This window comes from Sulfurihydrogenibium sp. YO3AOP1, assembly GCF_000020325.1.
In the GTDB taxonomy this organism is placed as follows: domain Bacteria; phylum Aquificota; class Aquificia; order Aquificales; family Hydrogenothermaceae; genus Sulfurihydrogenibium.
Map to the genome: position 1 here is coordinate 1,184,193 of NC_010730.1, position 15,645 is coordinate 1,199,837.

Below are 15,645 nucleotides of genomic sequence, written 5' to 3' on the forward strand. Positions count from 1 at the left end.
TACATGTAAAATGAGTTTACTTTTTCTTGTCATCCTGAGGCTGTAAGCCGAAGGATCTCCTCTTTTAAAAAAGGTGAGTAAGTGAGAAAGTGAGAAGTTAAAGGACGGAGATTTTTCACTGTAGCTTCAGAAATGACGATGTTGATTTTTGCAAGCATTCTCTTTTTGAATTGACATTTTTAAATTCAAATATTATTATTAGAAAGAAAAAAACAAAAACAGGAGATAAAAAATGAAAGACATAGAAAGAGAAAAAATAATAAATTACTTTAACTACAATATAGCCTTAGAGCATAGTGCAATCATTCAGTATTTATTTCATGCCTACACAATTGGAGAGGCTGAAACGGAAAATGAAATTGAAGAAATAGCAAGAGAAGAGATGAGACATCTAAGAATGTTTGCTCATAAAGTTGTTGAACTTGGTGGAGACCCTGCAATTTCTGAAAGAGCAGCAGTATTTTTACATGCACCAACCTTAGAAGAACTAATGCAGCTTAACATTGATGCAGAACTAATGGCTATTAAAGAATATTCAAACCAATTAAATGATATAAATGATGAACCAAACAAAAGAATTCTTTCAAGAGTCATAAATGATGAAACAGCACACAGTCATATTTTTATGAAAATGAAAGAGAATTTAAAACAATTAATCAAATCATCTTCTTCACAAGCCGAGCAAGAAAGAATGGAAATAGCACAGTTATTAAATACAGTACTACAAAAACAATACAAAAAGATTTTAGAAGAGCTTTACCAATCATTCATAACAAGATTTAAGAATCCACACTTAAGCGACGAATTAGAACAAAAAGCGATAGATAAAATGAAACACTTTGGCTGGATAGCCGAAGAGCTAACAGAGAATGGATTAGAAATTGACGTATCTTTACCAAAAGTTGAAAAAATAAATCAAATTAATCAAATAGTAGAATACAATGTCCAAGAAGAAAATATATCTTCACAGGAGTTTAAAGAACTTTCAGAAAAAACCAAAGAAGAAAGTTTAAAATGGATTTTAGAAAGGATCTCAAAAAGAGAAATACATTACAAAGATTTAAAAGCCTTCTTAGAAAGAAGCGACCTTACAGAAAAAGAACATTCTAAGATAATATCAGCTTTTACTGTTGGCAGTTTATTTAAAAAAGGAGCTAAATAGCAGCTCCTTTTAGCACATTTTCACATTCACAATTAAATCTTTCTGGAAGATTTTCTATAAAAGTTAGTATAACAGTTTTTATCTGCTCATTTTTTTCTTTCATCATTTCTACAACTTCATCAGATGTTAATCTATTTTGTGATATACCTGCTGCAAGGTTTGTCACAACGCTGATAGAAGCAAAATGCATTTTTAACTCTCTTGCAAGAACAATCTCCGGCACAAGGGTCATCCCTACTATATCAGCACCAATTAATCTTAAAAATTTTATTTCAGCTGATGTTTCAAGTCTTGGTCCTTCTGTGGCTGCATAAACACCTTTTTGATGAAAAGGAAAGTTATTTTTATCACACACTTTTATCAAAACATCTCTCATTTCCGGGCAAAAAGGGTCTGTTACATCTATATGAACAACTCTTTTACTATTTAAAAATTCAGAAACCTCGTCCTTTATTTCAGTATCATCATTTTTTGAGTAAATGCCTTCATAAAAAGTTTGAACTCTTGACTTAGTAAAATCAATAAATTGGTTAGATATTACAAAATCCCCTGGGTTTAAATTTGGATTAATTCCACCAACCGCAGAGATGGATAAAATTTTATCCACTCCCAGCTTTCTAAACCCCCATATATTAGCTCTAAAATTTATCAAATGTGGCGGGTATTTATGACCTTTTCCATGTCTTGGCAAAAAAACTACTTTTCTACCTTTGTACTGAGTAAAGATATATTTATCTGACGGCTCTCCAAAAGGCGTTTTTATTGCTATCTCATCTAAGATTTCAATTCCATCAATTTGATATAGTCCGCTACCACCTATTACCCCTAACATAATAACTCCTTATTTAGACTCGTAAAATAGATATCTGCCACAGTTAGGGCAAGTAAATAATTTTTCTGACTTTAAAAGTTCTGTAAATATTTTTGGCGGAATTACCATATAACAGCCGGTACATACTTGGTCTTCAACTATTGCTATGACTTTATTTTTTACTCTTTTCTTGATACTTTCGTACTGACTTAAAGCTTGTGGTTTTATGGTATTGACTAATTCTTGTCTTTGTGTGATGAGTTTATTAAGCTCTTCTTCTAATTGAGTTTTTTTGGAATTTAGAGTCTGAATTTCATTTTCTAATTCTTTAATTTTTTCTTCTTTAATCTTTTCAAATTCTTTAATCTCTTTTGCTAAATTTTCTATCTCTTCCATTAATTGAAGAATCTCATCTTCTAAATGAATGATATTTTCTTCAGCTTGAGCTTTTTCTCTCAGCAGAGCTTTATACTCTTCATTACTTTTTACTTTATTTAAAGCTATTTCAAGCTTTGCTATTCTATCTTGAAATGTTTGAATGTCTAATTCTTTTTCTTTTTTTTGAAGCTCTAACTCTTTCTTTCTATGGATAATTTGGTCATGTTTAATTTTTAAAGATTCAATTTCTTTTTGGAGTTTTTCTATTTCTGCCGGAATTTTTTCTAATTCTGAATTTATGTTTTCTATTTGATTATCAAGTTCTTGGAGGTTTAATAATTTTGATGCTGTAACACTATCCATTCTTTCTCCGATGTAATTTTAGATTTATGGGCCCGGAGGGACTCGAACCCCCGGCCGGACGGTTATGAGCCGTCTGCTCTAACCAACTGAGCTACGGGCCCTTTGCTTTTGGAGTAAATAATATAATACATTTTCAAGGGGTTGTCAATTAGAAAAAATTAGTTTATAATAACCTATACTTAAGGAGGTAATGCGATGATGAAGGTATTGATATACGCATATTTTATGGTTTTACTAATAGGATTAAACGTTTTAAAGGCAGAAACTTTGGAGCCGAAAAATGTAAGTTCGGCTGTTGAAGATAAGCTTGAAAACTCTCAAGACGTTAAAGCTTTAGAAGATTATTTAAACAAATCAGAAGAGGAATTGGTTAAGGTTGAGATTGAGAAGAAGAAAAAAGATTATATTTCAAAGCATAGAAGAGAGTTAGAATCTTACATTGAAAATGGGAAAAATGTTATTCCTTTAATTTACAGCATTTTTATAAAACATAATCTGCCACCAGAACTTTTAGCAATTCCTGTAATAGAGAGCCATTACAGAATTATGGTAAAATCACCAAAAGGTGCTGCAGGCTTATGGCAATTTATGCCTGAAACTGCAAGAAATTTTGGACTAAAAGTAAACAAAGAAGTTGATGAAAGGTTAGATCCTATAAAATCTACTCTTGCAGCAGTGAAATATTTTAAAAAACTTTATTCTGTTTTTGGAGATTGGCATTTAGTTCTTGCAAGTTATAATGCTGGGCATAACAAGATAATAACAAAAGTTAGCTATCATGGAAATTCATTTAGTAGCATCAAAAATTTCTTACCAAAACAAACAAAAGAATACGTTTTAAAGTTTATCGCAATTGCTGAAGCAACAACAGAGATAATTAAGAAAAAAAGATTAGATAAAGAAGATACCAACTTTGATATTGTAAAAGTAAATAAAGGATTCACTTTTGAAGAAATATCAAAATTAACTTATATTAAAAGAGAAACTTTAGATACATTAAATCCTCACTTATTGAAAAAAAGAATACCTAATGATGGAGAAGAATACAATCTATATGTACCAAAAGGTTATGGAAACCTTGTAAAAGCTCTACTTGATGATAGTGTTTAAATTCGTGATTCAGAGTGAATGAGTTTGATGGAAGAAGTAAATAATATTTATCTTATATCATTATGGAGATTATTTTAAAATTTTTGTAAGCTGTAGAATATAAATATAGATATAACTGTACCTTCCTCGTCATCCTGAGGACCTAAGTACAAAGGATCTCCTCTTTTAAAAGCGAGAAAATAAGAAGTGAGAATGGGGAGAGAAGATTCTTCGCTAACGCTCAGAATGACACGAATGGTGGTTTTACGTCATCCAGCAGCGAAGTGAAGGACCTCCTCTTTGTAATGTCTTTTAAAAAGAAGAGAAACAAAAGGAGATTCTTCGCTGTAGCTTTAGAATGACAATTAAGAGATTGATTGCTTTTTAGGCTTGTCAAATTTTGTTAATTTATCAAACAACCCTTAAACTTTCTTAATATACTCTTAAATTTTCTTAAAATGACGTAATCAAATCTTAATCAAAATTTAAAAATAAACCTCTATAATCTCATAAATCCAATTTTGGAGGATTGCTATGATAGGCGTAGAAAAGTTAAAAAACTTTAAATCTTTTAAAATTCCTGTAAATCCAACAGACATTTACAAGTACAAGCTCAAAAACTTTAGACCTAAAATAAAATTACAGTTTGAAACAAGTAAATACATTGTTAAAACAGCAGAATCTCATACAGAGCTGTTAAAAGCTTTAAAATTAAGGCATAGAGTATTTTTTGAAAAGACAAAGAAAATAGTCAAATTAGACAGTGATAAATTCGATATGATAGCAGACCATCTACTGCTAATAGATAAAAATTCAAAAGAAGTGGTTGGAACATATCGTTTGATTGGGTCAAACTTCTCTAAGGAGTTTTATACAGAATCTGAATTTTTTATTGATAAGATTAAAAGCATAAAAGACCCAATACTTGAAATGGGAAGGGCATGTATAGATAGCAATCACAGAAATGGAATAGCATTGTCACTGCTTTGGAGAGGTATCAGCCAGTATGTTTACACAGGTGGATATAAGTATCTCTTTGGATGTTCAAGCATTTTTCAAATAGATATAGAAAAAGTAGCATTTATTTACATGTATCTAAAATCAAAATACTACCTGTCAGAGTTAGAAGCTTACCCAAAGTTTAACTACAAAATTTTAAGCTTGAAGAAGTATACAGAATTTTTAGAATACATAGAACCAAACTACGAAAAAGCATCAAATTATATTCCGCCACTCCTTGAAGGATATTTAAAAGCAGGTGCAAAGGTTTGTAGTGAGCCAGCATTGGATAAAAAATTTAGATGTATTGACTTTGTAACAATCTTAGACACAGAAAATTTAACTAAAACGTTTGAAAAGAAATACAAGAAGGAATGAGCTATCTAAGACTCTTTTACAGGCTTAACATTTTTATTGTTTTACTGATTTTATTTTTACTGATTTCTTTATCAATAGATTTGACTGTACGAAGCCAGTACAAAAAAAAGAGATTGTTTTTAAAAAATGCAGGAATTTTCAGAGATATAGCCTGCAGACTTTACAAAATAAATGTCTTGATAGACAACGCTTCAATCCATAAATTGGATAAAAACTATCTTATTCTTTCAAACCATCTTTCCTACTTAGACATTATAGCTTTGATGTATAACAATAAAAATGCCTTTGTCTCAACCACAGAAGTTAGAGAATCTTTTTTGATTGGAAAGCTTGCACAGTATGGAGGAAGTGTTTTTATAGACAGAAAAAATAAAAACGGTATAAAAGAAGAGATAGAAATGATTAAAGATTTATTGCATAATGGTTTTAACGTTGTTATCTTTCCGGAAGGGACTACATCTAATGGCGAATGTGTTTTACCTTTTAAATCTTCATTTTTAGAACTTGCTTTCCTGGTTGATGCTCTTGTAGCTCCATGCTGTATAAAGTATACAAAAGTTAATGATGGACCTGTAAATGAGAAAAACAGAGATTTACTTTACTACTATGGTGATATGGAATTTTTCAGTCATTTTTTTACTTTTTTAAAGAATGTAAAAAGTGTGTTTATAGAAGTTAAGTTTTTAAAGCCAGAAGACCCAGAAAATTTTAAAGATAGAAAAGAGCTTTCAAAATACTTACATTCAAAAATAGAAAAATGCTACAAAAGTTAAACATCTCTATACACGATGTTACTAAATCAAACCTTGAAAAAGTTTACTATCTCAAAGACATCTTAGAAGACTTAGGTGTTAGTAAAATCACATATCTATTGATACCATACTATCATGAAAAAGAAAATCTGTTAGAGATAAAAGAAGACTTAGAAAACTTTAAAGTTAATGGAGAGTTTGTATTACACGGTTATAGCCACAAATCCGGCTGTTTTAAAGGACTGAAAAGTTTATTTACAAACTGTGAAGGCGAGTTTTTATACTACCAAGACTTGGAAGACAGACTAAAAAAGGGTTTAGAGATTCTAAATAAACTTAGCATACACCCAAAAGGCTTTATACCACCTGCATGGTTGATGAGAAAAGAAGACTATAAAGTACTAAAACAGTATGGATTTAGATTTACAGAAGACCGATTGTATATTTATGACTTACAAAAAGATAAAAAAATCTTATCACCGGTTTTAAGCTTTGGCAGTAGGGGAATAGTTGAGGTTGTATCTAAATTATCTTTTAAAGCTTATTTTTATGCATTAAGACTTTCCAAAATAAACGTCATAAGAATTGCTCTACACCCGGTAGATGCCATAGATGAAGACAAAATAAAATTAATCGTCAAGACATTGAAAGGCAAAGATTTTAAATATATGCATCTTCAAGATTTGATAAAATAAAAGAAAAAACATCTCATAACTTACGTTCTAAAATGATACATTGGTTTTGTCCTTACTGCTGGAAAGAAATTCAAGAAAACGACAAAATCTGTCCTTATTGTAAAGCAGATGTAAGCTTTTTTTACTCAATTGGACTACGATGATAAACTTATTCTTGCACTTAATAATCCAATAACACAAAACAGAATGGTTGTTATAGAAATCCTTGGCAAAAGAAAAACCAAGAAAGCTGTTTCTAAGCTTTGTAAAATGCTTTTTGATAAGAGAGATACTTATGAGCTTATAGAGATAGCCAAAGCCTTGCAGAACATTGGAACAGATGAAGTTTTAGAATGTTTAAAGGAAAGAAAGAAAATTCAAGATAATATAATCTTAGAAAAGTTCTTAGATCAAATTATCAAAATTTAACAAAACCTTAATAATTCTCTAACACTTTTAATGTATCCTTTAATCAATCTCTGATAAGGGGGCAAAAAATGATTAAAGTTGACCTACATTTACACTCAGAAGCTTCAAATAAGCCCGGTGGTTATCTTTCTAATAAACTTAAAATAAGTGAAAGCTATGTTAAGCCGAAAAAAGTTTATGAAAAATTAAAAGAAAGAGGAATGAGCTTATTTACAATTACAGACCACGACACAATAGATGGCTGCTTAGAAATCGCACACTTGCCAAATGTATTTATATCAGAAGAGATCACAACTTACTTTCCAGAAGATAGAGCAAAAATCCACGTAATTGTCATAGATATAAACGAAAAAATTCACCAAGATATTCAAAAAGTTAGAGGAAATATATACGAGCTTGTTGATTACTTACAAAAAAATAATATCACTCATATACTTGCCCATCCCCTGTATAACATGGACGGAAAGCTTACAAAATCGCACATTGAAAAGTTAGGACTTTTATTTGACAACTGGGAAATTTTAAACGGCACAAGGTCTAAGACTTCTTCTCAGATTACAGAAAAAATTGCAAATTATTTTAGTCAAAAAGATGTAATTGAAAGATTGTCAAATAAGTATTTTTAACAAAAGAAGAAGAGGCTTTATATCCTTTACAGGTGGTTCTGACGACCATGGAGGACTTGATTTAGGCACAGGTTACACAATTGCAGAGGGAGAGACAGTTGAGGACTTAAAAAATGCAATCAATGAAGGAAAAACTCGTTACGATGGGATATACGGAAATCCAAAAAGATTGACCCATATGGTTATGAACATCGCAAAAGAAGGCTTAAAAAGACAGTACAACCTTGGAAATTTTGGAGTGCTTTTAGATTATCTTTTTGAACCAAGGCAACAATCAACCTACATTTTAGACCAAATCCTTGGTAGAAATAGCATTTTAAACTTTATTGAAACAGTAATCAAGCACAAAGGAGAAGTTTCACAAGACAATCATGAGAATATACACAGATTTTTTATAAATCTAATACCCTACTACATCTCAAACATAAGAAATCAAAAAAATTTAGATTTTGACAAATTAAGCATGTACTTAGGAAAAATTTTTATATTCTCGTCTTCTTACTTATTTTACGTTTCAGTTTACAAACAAAGGGCAGATGAAAAGAATTTTTCTAAAAAAATCTATAAAGAATTTTTCGATAATGGTCATGTGAAAGGAAAAATAGCATATCTTACAGATACATTTTTTGAGATTAACGGAGTATCAAGAACAACCCAAAAACTACTAAACTTAGCAAAAGAAGAAAATTTAGACATTAAATTTATCATTTCATACGACAAAAGTATAGAAGAAGATGAACATCTAATAAACTTTAAGCCGATGTTTACGTTCAACCTTCCTGAGTATGAAGAAATTCCGATAAACATTCCAAACTTTTTAGAACTTTTAGATTACATAGAGCAAAATAACTTTGACGTAATCTACGCTCCAACTCCGGGACCTGTTGGCTTGATGGGATTTGCTATATCCAAAATCCTTGGCATACCATTTGTTACTACATTCCATACAGATTTTCCAGAGTATGTTTACAGATACACAAGCGAGCCAGCATTAAAAGAATTTGTAGCCCAAGGATTGAAATTTGTCTACAACAATAGTGAGAAAGTGTTAGTTCCATCAAGATATTACTTTCAAAAGCTTGCTGAAATGGGTGTTGAACCAGAAAAGATGGAAGTTTTCAAAAGAGGAGTAAATCAAGAAAAATTCAATCCATCGTTTAGGGATAAAAACTTTTGGAAAAAATACGACCCTAAGTACAATTTTGAACAAGTTGTATTATACGTTGGAAGAGTTGCAAAAGAGAAGGATTTAGATGTTTTTATAGAAGTTTATGAACTGATGAAAAACAATCCAAAGGTTAAGTTTGCGATCGTAGGAGATGGTCCGTATTTAAAAGAGTTAAAACAAACTTACGAAGGAAAGATAATATTCACAGGATTTCTTGAAGGAGAAGAGTTATCTAAAGCCTTTGCATCTGCTGACTTTTTCCTATTTCCAAGCACAACAGAAACATTTGGAAATGTAGTGCTTGAAGCTATGGCAAGCGGTTTAATTCCTCTTGTGTCACACAAAGGAGCATCCAAGGAAAATATTGTTGAAGACATCACAGGGTTTGTTATTTCCAATAACGACCCAAAAGAATACAAATTAATCCTTGAAAGATTGATAGAAAATCCAGTTTTATCACAAAAAATAAGAAATAACATTTTAAAATTAGTCTCAAATCTTGGTGAAAGAAATCTATTGCTTGAGATGGTTGAAAAATTTAGCTTAGATTATCTTTCAAAAAAACAGCTTGAGGAGGTTTATGTATGAGGTCAAGAAAATCCTACTACCCAATAGACATAACTCCAACAGTCAAAATGAGAGACAATGACTGGTGGATAGCTAAAGATATCCAAAGTGAGATTATAAAGAGAAAAAATAAATATGTAAGCCTTGTATACATTGGAAGAACAGCCAATAAGTATAATCTTAGCAAAAAAACAAGCTTTGGATTTAAACTGTATCACAAAAAACTTGTTGATTTAATTATTAATGAATTATGAGACTATTAGATATAACACATTTCTACTCTGAAAAAGGGGGAGGGATTAAAACATACATTCAAAACAAGATAGAATACCTAAAAGATAAAGAAGATATTCAGCACACATTAATAATTCCAGGGGAAGAGGATGGGGAACTTTTTTTAAAAAGAACCAAAATAATTAAAATCAAATCTCCCTACTTTCCATTTAATAACCACTATAGACTTTTGATTAATCCTGTTAAACTTTCAAACATATTAAAGCAAGAAAAACCGGATGTAGTAGAAATAGGCTCTCCTTTTTTAATTCCAACAGTTGTAAATTCAAAAAAAGAAAGTCTAAAATATAAAACCGTAGGTTTTTTTCATTCAAACTTAGAAAGTGTCGTTGAAAATATAAACAAAATTAAAGGAAAAATTATAGTTAAAAAAATTGCAAGGTCCTACACATATAAAACTTACTCAAATTTAGACCTTGTTATTGCTCCATCTTACTACGTTAAAAACTATCTTTTAGATATTGGTGTGCAAAATGTTGAAGTTATCTATCATGGTATAGATGTTGATTTTTTTGATAAAATTCAGCCAGAGGAAGACCTTAGACAAAAATTCAATATTCCTGTTAACAAAATAGTTTTTATTTATGTTGGAAGGTTTTCGGAAGACAAAAATTTTGATGAGCTGATAAAAATTATAAAATTGCTTTTACAAATCCAACCAAATAGATTTTTCTTTTTACTCATAGGAGCCGGACCGTTAAAAGATTATGCTTTAAGCAGTTTAAATAGTAATTCTTTAATTCTTGATTATATCAGCGATAGGGAATATTTAGTTAAAATGCTTAAAATGTCAGATATTTTTATTACAGCATCTAAAACTGATACTTTTGGACTATCTTTGGTTGAAGCCCAAGCCTGCGGACTTCCGGTTTTAGCTTACAACAAGACTTCCTTTCCGGAGATAGTATTTTATAAAAAGTATCTCGCGACGGATGTTTTGGACTTTGCATCTAAGGCTTTAAAGTTAAGCAATAGCTTAAACAATCTTGATAGAAATTTAATGAAAAATTTTATAAGAAATGAGTTTGATTTAAATAAGAATTTCGACAAGCTTTTTAGGATTTATAGAGAGCTATAGGGTTAGTATCATAAAAAGTTTGTATTAATTCGCGCTGCTATCTTTTTACAGTTCTTACATCAATTTGCAAACAAAAAATCATAATGTTATAATGTTTTACTATCTTAAAATTGGAGGATATTTATGAAACTACCAGCAAAGCTGGTGGAGATAGTATCTCAAAGCATTGCAGATAAGCTTATAAATGAGCATATTGTTGAAGCAGATGATGAACAAAAATTTAGACATGACATTCTTGAAATAATCAAAAAAGCTGTAGAAGAAGAGAAAGAACTTGAAGAAGAAGCAGAAAAGCTTGTTGAACAACATATAAAACAGTTTGAGCATGAAGATATAAGATTTAGAACAGCTGTTTTAAAAGTAATGGAAAAATTAGCCGAGGAACGAAACATTCATCTTGACCCAGAAGAGAGATTAAATCAAATTGCAAACAGAATAAAAAGATACATTGAAACAGAAGATTCGGTAGAAATATTTGAACATCCAAACAAAATAAGAAGAATAGTCTTAGAACTTTTAAAAAGATTGGTAAGAGAACAAAGAGAGATAGATAAAGAAGTTAGACAAAGAATCAGGTCTTACTCAAGAAAAATCGTTGAAGGGACTCCTGAATGGAGAATTCTCTACAATAGAATATATGAAGATGCTTTAAAAAGGAGAGGTTGGCTATAAAAAATCTCTCTTTTGGAGATAATTTTTGGAGAAAAAAGCCCCATACTCAGAATTTGGTTATAAAGTTTTTTATAAAGTCAGACCGGCGTTAAAAAAGCTATTAAAAATAAATGTCGTAGGGCTTGAAAATATACCATTGACCGGTGGCTGTATCTTAGCTGCCAATCACAGAAGCCATTTAGACCCACCAGTTTTAAACATCATATCTCCAAGACCAATAATCTTCTTAGCAAAAAAAGAGCTTTTTGAAGTGCCAATCCTTGGTTGGATAATTAGAAAGGCTGGGGCTATTCCTGTAAAAAGAGACAATAGAGATTTAAGCACAATAAAAAAAGCCATCTCTTTACTTAAGGAAGGTTATGTAATAGGAATTTTTCCGGAAGGAACAAGAGCAAGACCGGGAGAGTTTAGAAAACCACAACCAGGAGTTGGCTATCTTATAGAAAAAGCAAAAGTTCCAGTGATACCAATTCTTATTGAAGGTACAGATAAAATACTACCAGTAAAATCAAAATTTCCTAAATTATTCAAGTATAATATTGATGTAATTATTGGAAAACCTATAAATTTTGAAGGAATATCATCTTACGAGCATGTGGCAGAAAAAGTAATGCATGAAATCAAAAAGTTAAAAGAGGTAAAAAGAGATGGCTAATATAATAGTTGCACAAACAGCAGGATTTTGTTTTGGTGTAAGAATAGCTGTAGATATGGCAAAGCAAGCCGGAGAAAAACTCGGACATGCATATACAAATGGTCCAATAATCCATAACAAGCAAGTTGTTAATTATCTCAAATCTATTGGTGTTGAAGAGATGCAGGACTATTCACAACTAAAACCCGGCGATACTGTAATTATAAGGTCACATGGTGTACCACCCAAAACAGAAAGAATGTTAAAAGAGTTGAATATAAACGTTCTTGATGCTACATGTCCGTTTGTAAAAAAAGTTCATGATAAAGTCAAGCAACTTGTTGAAGAAGGGTACTTTGTAGTAATAATAGGTGAAGAAGGGCATCCGGAAGTGATAGGAACGCTTGGACACCTTGAAGAAGTTGGCGGAAAAGGCGTTGTTGTTGAAAATTTTGAAGATTTAGTCAAAAAAGTTCCAAAAAGAAATAGAATCGGAGTAGTAGCACAAACAACCCAAAGTGAAGACTTCTTCAGAGAAGCGGTAGGATATTTGGCAGAAAATACAGAAGAGTTAAAAGTTTTTAATACAATTTGCGATGCTACTTCTGTAAGACAAGAAGAGGTTAAAAAAATAGCACCAGAAGTTGATGTGATGATAATCATCGGTGGAAAACACAGCGGAAACACACAAAGACTTTATCAGATTTCAAAAGCATTAAATCCAAATACTTATCATATAGAAACAGCAGACGAGCTACAAAATCAGTGGTTTGAAAATAAAGAAAATATAGGTATATCAGCCGGTGCATCCACACCTGACTGGATAATTCAAGAAGTTGTAAATAAAATCAAAGAAATAAAAGGAGTTAGCCATGAATGAGTTTGAAAAAATGATGGAGCAAGCTGTAGAAGCATCTCGTTACTCAAAAAATCAAAAAGTAAAAGGAAAAATCGTAAAAATAACAGATGATAAAGTCTATGTAGATATTGGACAAAAAGTAGAAGCTGTTTTAAGAAAACAAGAAGCAGAAGGCTACAAAGAAGGTGATGAGATAGAGGCAGTATTTATTGGCAAAAGAGATAAAGACGGATACTTTATCCTGTCAAGAAAAGGCTTTGTCATGAAAGATAAGGTAAAGAAGCTTAAAGAGGCTTTTGAAAATAAACAAAAAGTAAAAGTTATGGTAGTTAGTAAAGGAGAAAAAGGATATATTGTTGATATAGAAGGCATTAAAGGATTTATGCCATTTTCAGAGTCCGGCACCAAAAGAGATGAAACTTTGCCTGAAGGTTATACGTTTGAAGGATACATTGTTAAGTTTGAAGAAAGAAAAGGCAGTCCTAACGTTGTAATATCAAGAAAAGAAGCATTAAAAGAAGAAGTAAACGCAGAAAAAGAAAAATACTTATCAGTTTTACAGCAAGGTCAAAAAGTTATCGGCAAGGTAGAAAAAATCACCGATAAAGTTGCTGTAATCTCTATTGATAATGTAGTTTATGGAATCCTGCCAAAGAGTGAACTTTCTTGGGATAAAAACAAAAAGTTTGAAGATGTTTTAAAAGTAGGAGATAGCATAGAATTAGTAATAAAAGAAATTAAAGATAAAAAGCCCATATTTTCTTTAAAAGCTTTAGAGCCAAATCCATGGGATAAGTTTGATAAAGATGTTGAGGATGTTGTAGAAGCTACTGTTAAAGAAATCAATAAATTTGGTGTAATTGTTGATGTAGATGGAGTTGATGGTTTTATCCATAACAGAGAAATTTCACATTTTGATTATATGAAAGCTAAGAAAAATTTAAAAGTTGGTAATAAAGTTAAGGCAAAAATTATAGAGCTTGATAAAGAAAACAGAAAATTAAAATTAAGCATAAAAGCATTACAAGAAAATCCAGTAGAAAAATTCTTAAAAGAAAATCCTGTTGGTAGTGTAATTGAGGCAAAAGTTAAAGATGCTAAGCAAAAAGTTGCATTTATAGACCTTGGTGAAATAGAGGGAATCGTAAAACTTGAAGATGCTACAGATAATAAAAATATTAAGTCTATCTCATCAGTACTAAAGGAAGATAAAGTTTATAAATTTAAAGTCCTTGGTGTGGAAAAAGACAAAATCTTACTTGGAATAAAACAGCTCTTAGAAGAAGATTGGAATGAGTTTATCTCTAAATACAAAGTTGGCGATGTTGTTAAAGGAAAGGTCAAGAAACTTATAGAAAAAGGTGCAATTGTTGATTTGGGAGAAAATATAGAAGGCTTTATACCAGTTTCTGAAATAGCATTAGAAAGAATAAACATTCCAAGCGATAAGTTAGAGCTTCATCAAGAAGTCGAGGCTAAAATAATAAAAATAGACCCAGAAAACAAGAAAATAACATTAAGCATTAAACAAATTTTATTAGATGAAGAGAAAAGAAAAAAAGAAGAAGAGAAAAGAAAAGCTGAAGAAGAGGCAAAAAGAAAGCTTTTAGAAAAATTAGAGAGTAAAAAAGAAGAAACAAAACAACCAGAAGGGGAAAGCTTAGGTACCCTGGGAGATATTCTTAAGAAAAAGCTACTGGAGAAAGGTTAATGGTTCTTGATTTTGTTTTATTAGTAGTTGGTATACTTTTTGTTTTAGCAGCAGCCGAGCTGTTTACAAACGGTATAGAAGCTCTTGGACATAGATTAAACGTATCTAAAAATTTTACAGGTAGTGTACTGGCTGCCGTAGGAACTGCTTTACCAGAAACTTTAATACCAATAATTGCAATAGTTTTTTTTGCAGGGAATAAAGGTCATGATATTGGCGTTGGAGCAATCCTTGGTGCTCCTTTTATGCTTTCAACTGTAGCATTTCCACTTATTGGATTAACAGTGATCATTGGTCATTTATTGAAAAAACGCGGGATTACATTACATGCAGAAACCACAGGACTTAGAAGAGATTTAACATTCTTTTTATTTGCCTATTCCGTAGCTTTATTTATCGTCCCTTTTGAAGGTTATACACTGAGAGTTATGACTGCTATCTTTCTACTTAGTCTTTATGTTCTGTATGTATTTCAAACATTAAAAGGCGAAAGTGAAGATATGGAAACACCTGAACACCTGTTTTTTGCTCCTAAAAATCCACATCCGCATATATTTTTAATAATTACTCAAGTAATCATCTCTCTTATAATAATGGTTGGTGGAGCACATTTCTTCGTTCATGGAATAGAAAAAATAAGTTTAGCTTTTGGATTAGACCCATTGATTTTTTCTCTTATTATCGCTCCAATAGCTACAGAATTACCTGAAAAAATTAACAGCGTAAAATGGATTTTAGAAAAGAAAGATACGTTAGCAGTTGGAAACGTTGCCGGCGCAATGGTGTTTCAAAGCACAATTCCTGTTAGCATTGGTGTCTTATTTACAGAATGGAACATCACAGGACTTGCATTAGTGTCCGGAATATTTGCAATAATTTCAGCTTTTATAGCTTTAACATTCTCTTACATCAATAGAAAATATTTTGCTTATGGATTTACATCCGGTATATTATTTTTCATAGCCTATATATACTTAGTTTTAACAAATGGAGCAGGATAA

17 protein-coding genes and 1 tRNA gene are annotated in these 15,645 nt (G+C 31.1%); 15 read left to right on the forward strand and 3 right to left on the reverse strand.

Annotation, left to right across the window (positions count from 1 at the left end):
* Positions 1–232: 232 nt before the first annotated feature.
* Positions 233–1,162 carry a ferritin-like domain-containing protein gene (locus tag SYO3AOP1_RS05860; protein WP_012459814.1) on the forward strand — a complete coding sequence of 310 codons (930 nt, stop codon included), beginning with the start codon at positions 233–235 and terminating at the stop codon, positions 1,160–1,162.
* Here SYO3AOP1_RS05860 and mtnP read toward each other — a convergent pair.
* From mtnP to SYO3AOP1_RS05875, 3 genes are all read right to left on the reverse strand, one after another.
* Positions 1,155–1,994, reverse strand: a complete 840-nt coding sequence (gene mtnP, locus SYO3AOP1_RS05865) for an S-methyl-5'-thioadenosine phosphorylase (protein ID WP_012459815.1) — start codon at positions 1,992–1,994, stop codon at positions 1,155–1,157. The genes SYO3AOP1_RS05860 and mtnP overlap by 8 nt on opposite strands.
* A 9-nt stretch (positions 1,995–2,003) precedes the next feature.
* A complete protein-coding gene (locus SYO3AOP1_RS05870; RefSeq protein ID WP_012459816.1) occupies positions 2,004–2,714 on the reverse strand; it encodes a C4-type zinc ribbon domain-containing protein in 711 nt (236 codons plus the stop codon).
* 27 nt (positions 2,715–2,741) lie between these two features.
* A tRNA-Ile gene (locus SYO3AOP1_RS05875) sits at positions 2,742–2,815 on the reverse strand.
* Between the two features lie 94 nt (positions 2,816–2,909).
* On the opposite strand from SYO3AOP1_RS05875, the gene SYO3AOP1_RS05880 reads away from it, so the two are divergent.
* The 14 genes from SYO3AOP1_RS05880 (at position 2,910) to SYO3AOP1_RS05940 (ending at position 15,645) form a co-directional block, all read left to right on the forward strand.
* Positions 2,910–3,824, forward strand: a complete 915-nt coding sequence (locus SYO3AOP1_RS05880) for a lytic transglycosylase domain-containing protein (protein ID WP_012459817.1) — start codon at positions 2,910–2,912, stop codon at positions 3,822–3,824.
* A 513-nt stretch (positions 3,825–4,337) separates the two neighbouring features.
* Positions 4,338–5,180 carry a GNAT family N-acetyltransferase gene (locus SYO3AOP1_RS05885; protein ID WP_012459818.1) on the forward strand — a complete coding sequence of 281 codons (843 nt, stop codon included), beginning with the start codon at positions 4,338–4,340 and terminating at the stop codon, positions 5,178–5,180.
* Positions 5,177–5,953 (forward strand): lysophospholipid acyltransferase family protein, encoded by a 777-nt coding sequence (locus SYO3AOP1_RS05890; protein ID WP_012459819.1) that lies wholly within the window; start codon positions 5,177–5,179, stop codon positions 5,951–5,953. The genes SYO3AOP1_RS05885 and SYO3AOP1_RS05890 overlap by 4 nt, the downstream gene beginning before the upstream one ends.
* The gene (locus SYO3AOP1_RS05895) at positions 5,938–6,627 is read left to right on the forward strand and encodes a polysaccharide deacetylase family protein (protein WP_012459820.1); all 690 of its coding nucleotides are present in this window, start codon (positions 5,938–5,940) and stop codon (positions 6,625–6,627) included. Before SYO3AOP1_RS05890 ends, SYO3AOP1_RS05895 begins: the two co-directional genes overlap by 16 nt.
* A 129-nt stretch (positions 6,628–6,756) precedes the next feature.
* On the forward strand, positions 6,757–7,035 hold the full coding sequence (locus SYO3AOP1_RS09430) for a HEAT repeat domain-containing protein (RefSeq protein ID WP_012459821.1): 279 nt from the start codon (positions 6,757–6,759) through the stop codon (positions 7,033–7,035).
* Positions 7,036–7,103: 68 nt separating this feature from the next.
* Positions 7,104–7,661 (forward strand): hypothetical protein, encoded by a 558-nt coding sequence (locus SYO3AOP1_RS09745; RefSeq protein ID WP_281340558.1) that lies wholly within the window; start codon positions 7,104–7,106, stop codon positions 7,659–7,661.
* Complete coding sequence (locus SYO3AOP1_RS05905) at positions 7,633–9,417, forward strand: glycosyltransferase (RefSeq protein ID WP_281340559.1); 1,785 nt, start codon at positions 7,633–7,635, stop codon at positions 9,415–9,417. Before SYO3AOP1_RS09745 ends, SYO3AOP1_RS05905 begins: the two co-directional genes overlap by 29 nt.
* Positions 9,414–9,650, forward strand: coding sequence for a hypothetical protein (locus SYO3AOP1_RS05910; RefSeq protein WP_007546269.1), 237 nt, complete (start codon positions 9,414–9,416; stop codon positions 9,648–9,650). Before SYO3AOP1_RS05905 ends, SYO3AOP1_RS05910 begins: the two co-directional genes overlap by 4 nt.
* Complete coding sequence (locus SYO3AOP1_RS05915) at positions 9,647–10,768, forward strand: glycosyltransferase (protein WP_012459822.1); 1,122 nt, start codon at positions 9,647–9,649, stop codon at positions 10,766–10,768. Before SYO3AOP1_RS05910 ends, SYO3AOP1_RS05915 begins: the two co-directional genes overlap by 4 nt.
* A gap of 123 nt (positions 10,769–10,891) precedes the next feature.
* Positions 10,892–11,440: a DUF507 family protein gene (locus SYO3AOP1_RS05920; RefSeq protein ID WP_012459823.1), complete on the forward strand. Its 549-nt coding sequence runs from the start codon at positions 10,892–10,894 to the stop codon at positions 11,438–11,440.
* Positions 11,441–11,465: 25 nt separating this feature from the next.
* Positions 11,466–12,095 (forward strand): lysophospholipid acyltransferase family protein, encoded by a 630-nt coding sequence (locus SYO3AOP1_RS05925; RefSeq protein WP_012459824.1) that lies wholly within the window; start codon positions 11,466–11,468, stop codon positions 12,093–12,095.
* Positions 12,088–12,954 (forward strand): 4-hydroxy-3-methylbut-2-enyl diphosphate reductase, encoded by an 867-nt coding sequence (gene ispH, locus SYO3AOP1_RS05930; RefSeq protein ID WP_012459825.1) that lies wholly within the window; start codon positions 12,088–12,090, stop codon positions 12,952–12,954. Before SYO3AOP1_RS05925 ends, ispH begins: the two co-directional genes overlap by 8 nt.
* Positions 12,947–14,644, forward strand: a complete 1,698-nt coding sequence (locus SYO3AOP1_RS05935) for a S1 RNA-binding domain-containing protein (protein ID WP_012459826.1) — start codon at positions 12,947–12,949, stop codon at positions 14,642–14,644. The genes ispH and SYO3AOP1_RS05935 overlap by 8 nt, the downstream gene beginning before the upstream one ends.
* Entirely contained in the window at positions 14,644–15,645 is a 1,002-nt protein-coding gene (locus tag SYO3AOP1_RS05940) for a sodium:calcium antiporter (protein ID WP_012459827.1), read from the forward strand. The genes SYO3AOP1_RS05935 and SYO3AOP1_RS05940 overlap by 1 nt, the downstream gene beginning before the upstream one ends.

Bases quoted from the DNA above. Each gene is read 5' to 3' on its own strand.
- SYO3AOP1_RS05910 (WP_007546269.1), top strand. From the start codon at position 9,414: ATGAGGTCAAGAAAATCCTACTACCCAATAGACATAACTCCAACAGTC.
- mtnP (WP_012459815.1), bottom strand. From the start codon at position 1,994: ATGTTAGGGGTAATAGGTGGTAGCGGACTATATCAAATTGATGGAATT.
- SYO3AOP1_RS05860 (WP_012459814.1), top strand. From the start codon at position 233: ATGAAAGACATAGAAAGAGAAAAAATAATAAATTACTTTAACTACAAT.
- SYO3AOP1_RS05895 (WP_012459820.1), top strand. From the start codon at position 5,938: ATGCTACAAAAGTTAAACATCTCTATACACGATGTTACTAAATCAAAC.
- SYO3AOP1_RS05880 (WP_012459817.1), top strand. From the start codon at position 2,910: ATGATGAAGGTATTGATATACGCATATTTTATGGTTTTACTAATAGGA.
- SYO3AOP1_RS05915 (WP_012459822.1), top strand. From the start codon at position 9,647: ATGAGACTATTAGATATAACACATTTCTACTCTGAAAAAGGGGGAGGG.
- SYO3AOP1_RS05920 (WP_012459823.1), top strand. From the start codon at position 10,892: ATGAAACTACCAGCAAAGCTGGTGGAGATAGTATCTCAAAGCATTGCA.
- SYO3AOP1_RS09745 (WP_281340558.1), top strand. From the start codon at position 7,104: ATGATTAAAGTTGACCTACATTTACACTCAGAAGCTTCAAATAAGCCC.
- ispH (WP_012459825.1), top strand. From the start codon at position 12,088: ATGGCTAATATAATAGTTGCACAAACAGCAGGATTTTGTTTTGGTGTA.
- SYO3AOP1_RS05890 (WP_012459819.1), top strand. From the start codon at position 5,177: ATGAGCTATCTAAGACTCTTTTACAGGCTTAACATTTTTATTGTTTTA.
- SYO3AOP1_RS05940 (WP_012459827.1), top strand. From the start codon at position 14,644: ATGGTTCTTGATTTTGTTTTATTAGTAGTTGGTATACTTTTTGTTTTA.
- SYO3AOP1_RS05870 (WP_012459816.1), bottom strand. From the start codon at position 2,714: ATGGATAGTGTTACAGCATCAAAATTATTAAACCTCCAAGAACTTGAT.
- SYO3AOP1_RS05885 (WP_012459818.1), top strand. From the start codon at position 4,338: ATGATAGGCGTAGAAAAGTTAAAAAACTTTAAATCTTTTAAAATTCCT.
- SYO3AOP1_RS05935 (WP_012459826.1), top strand. From the start codon at position 12,947: ATGAATGAGTTTGAAAAAATGATGGAGCAAGCTGTAGAAGCATCTCGT.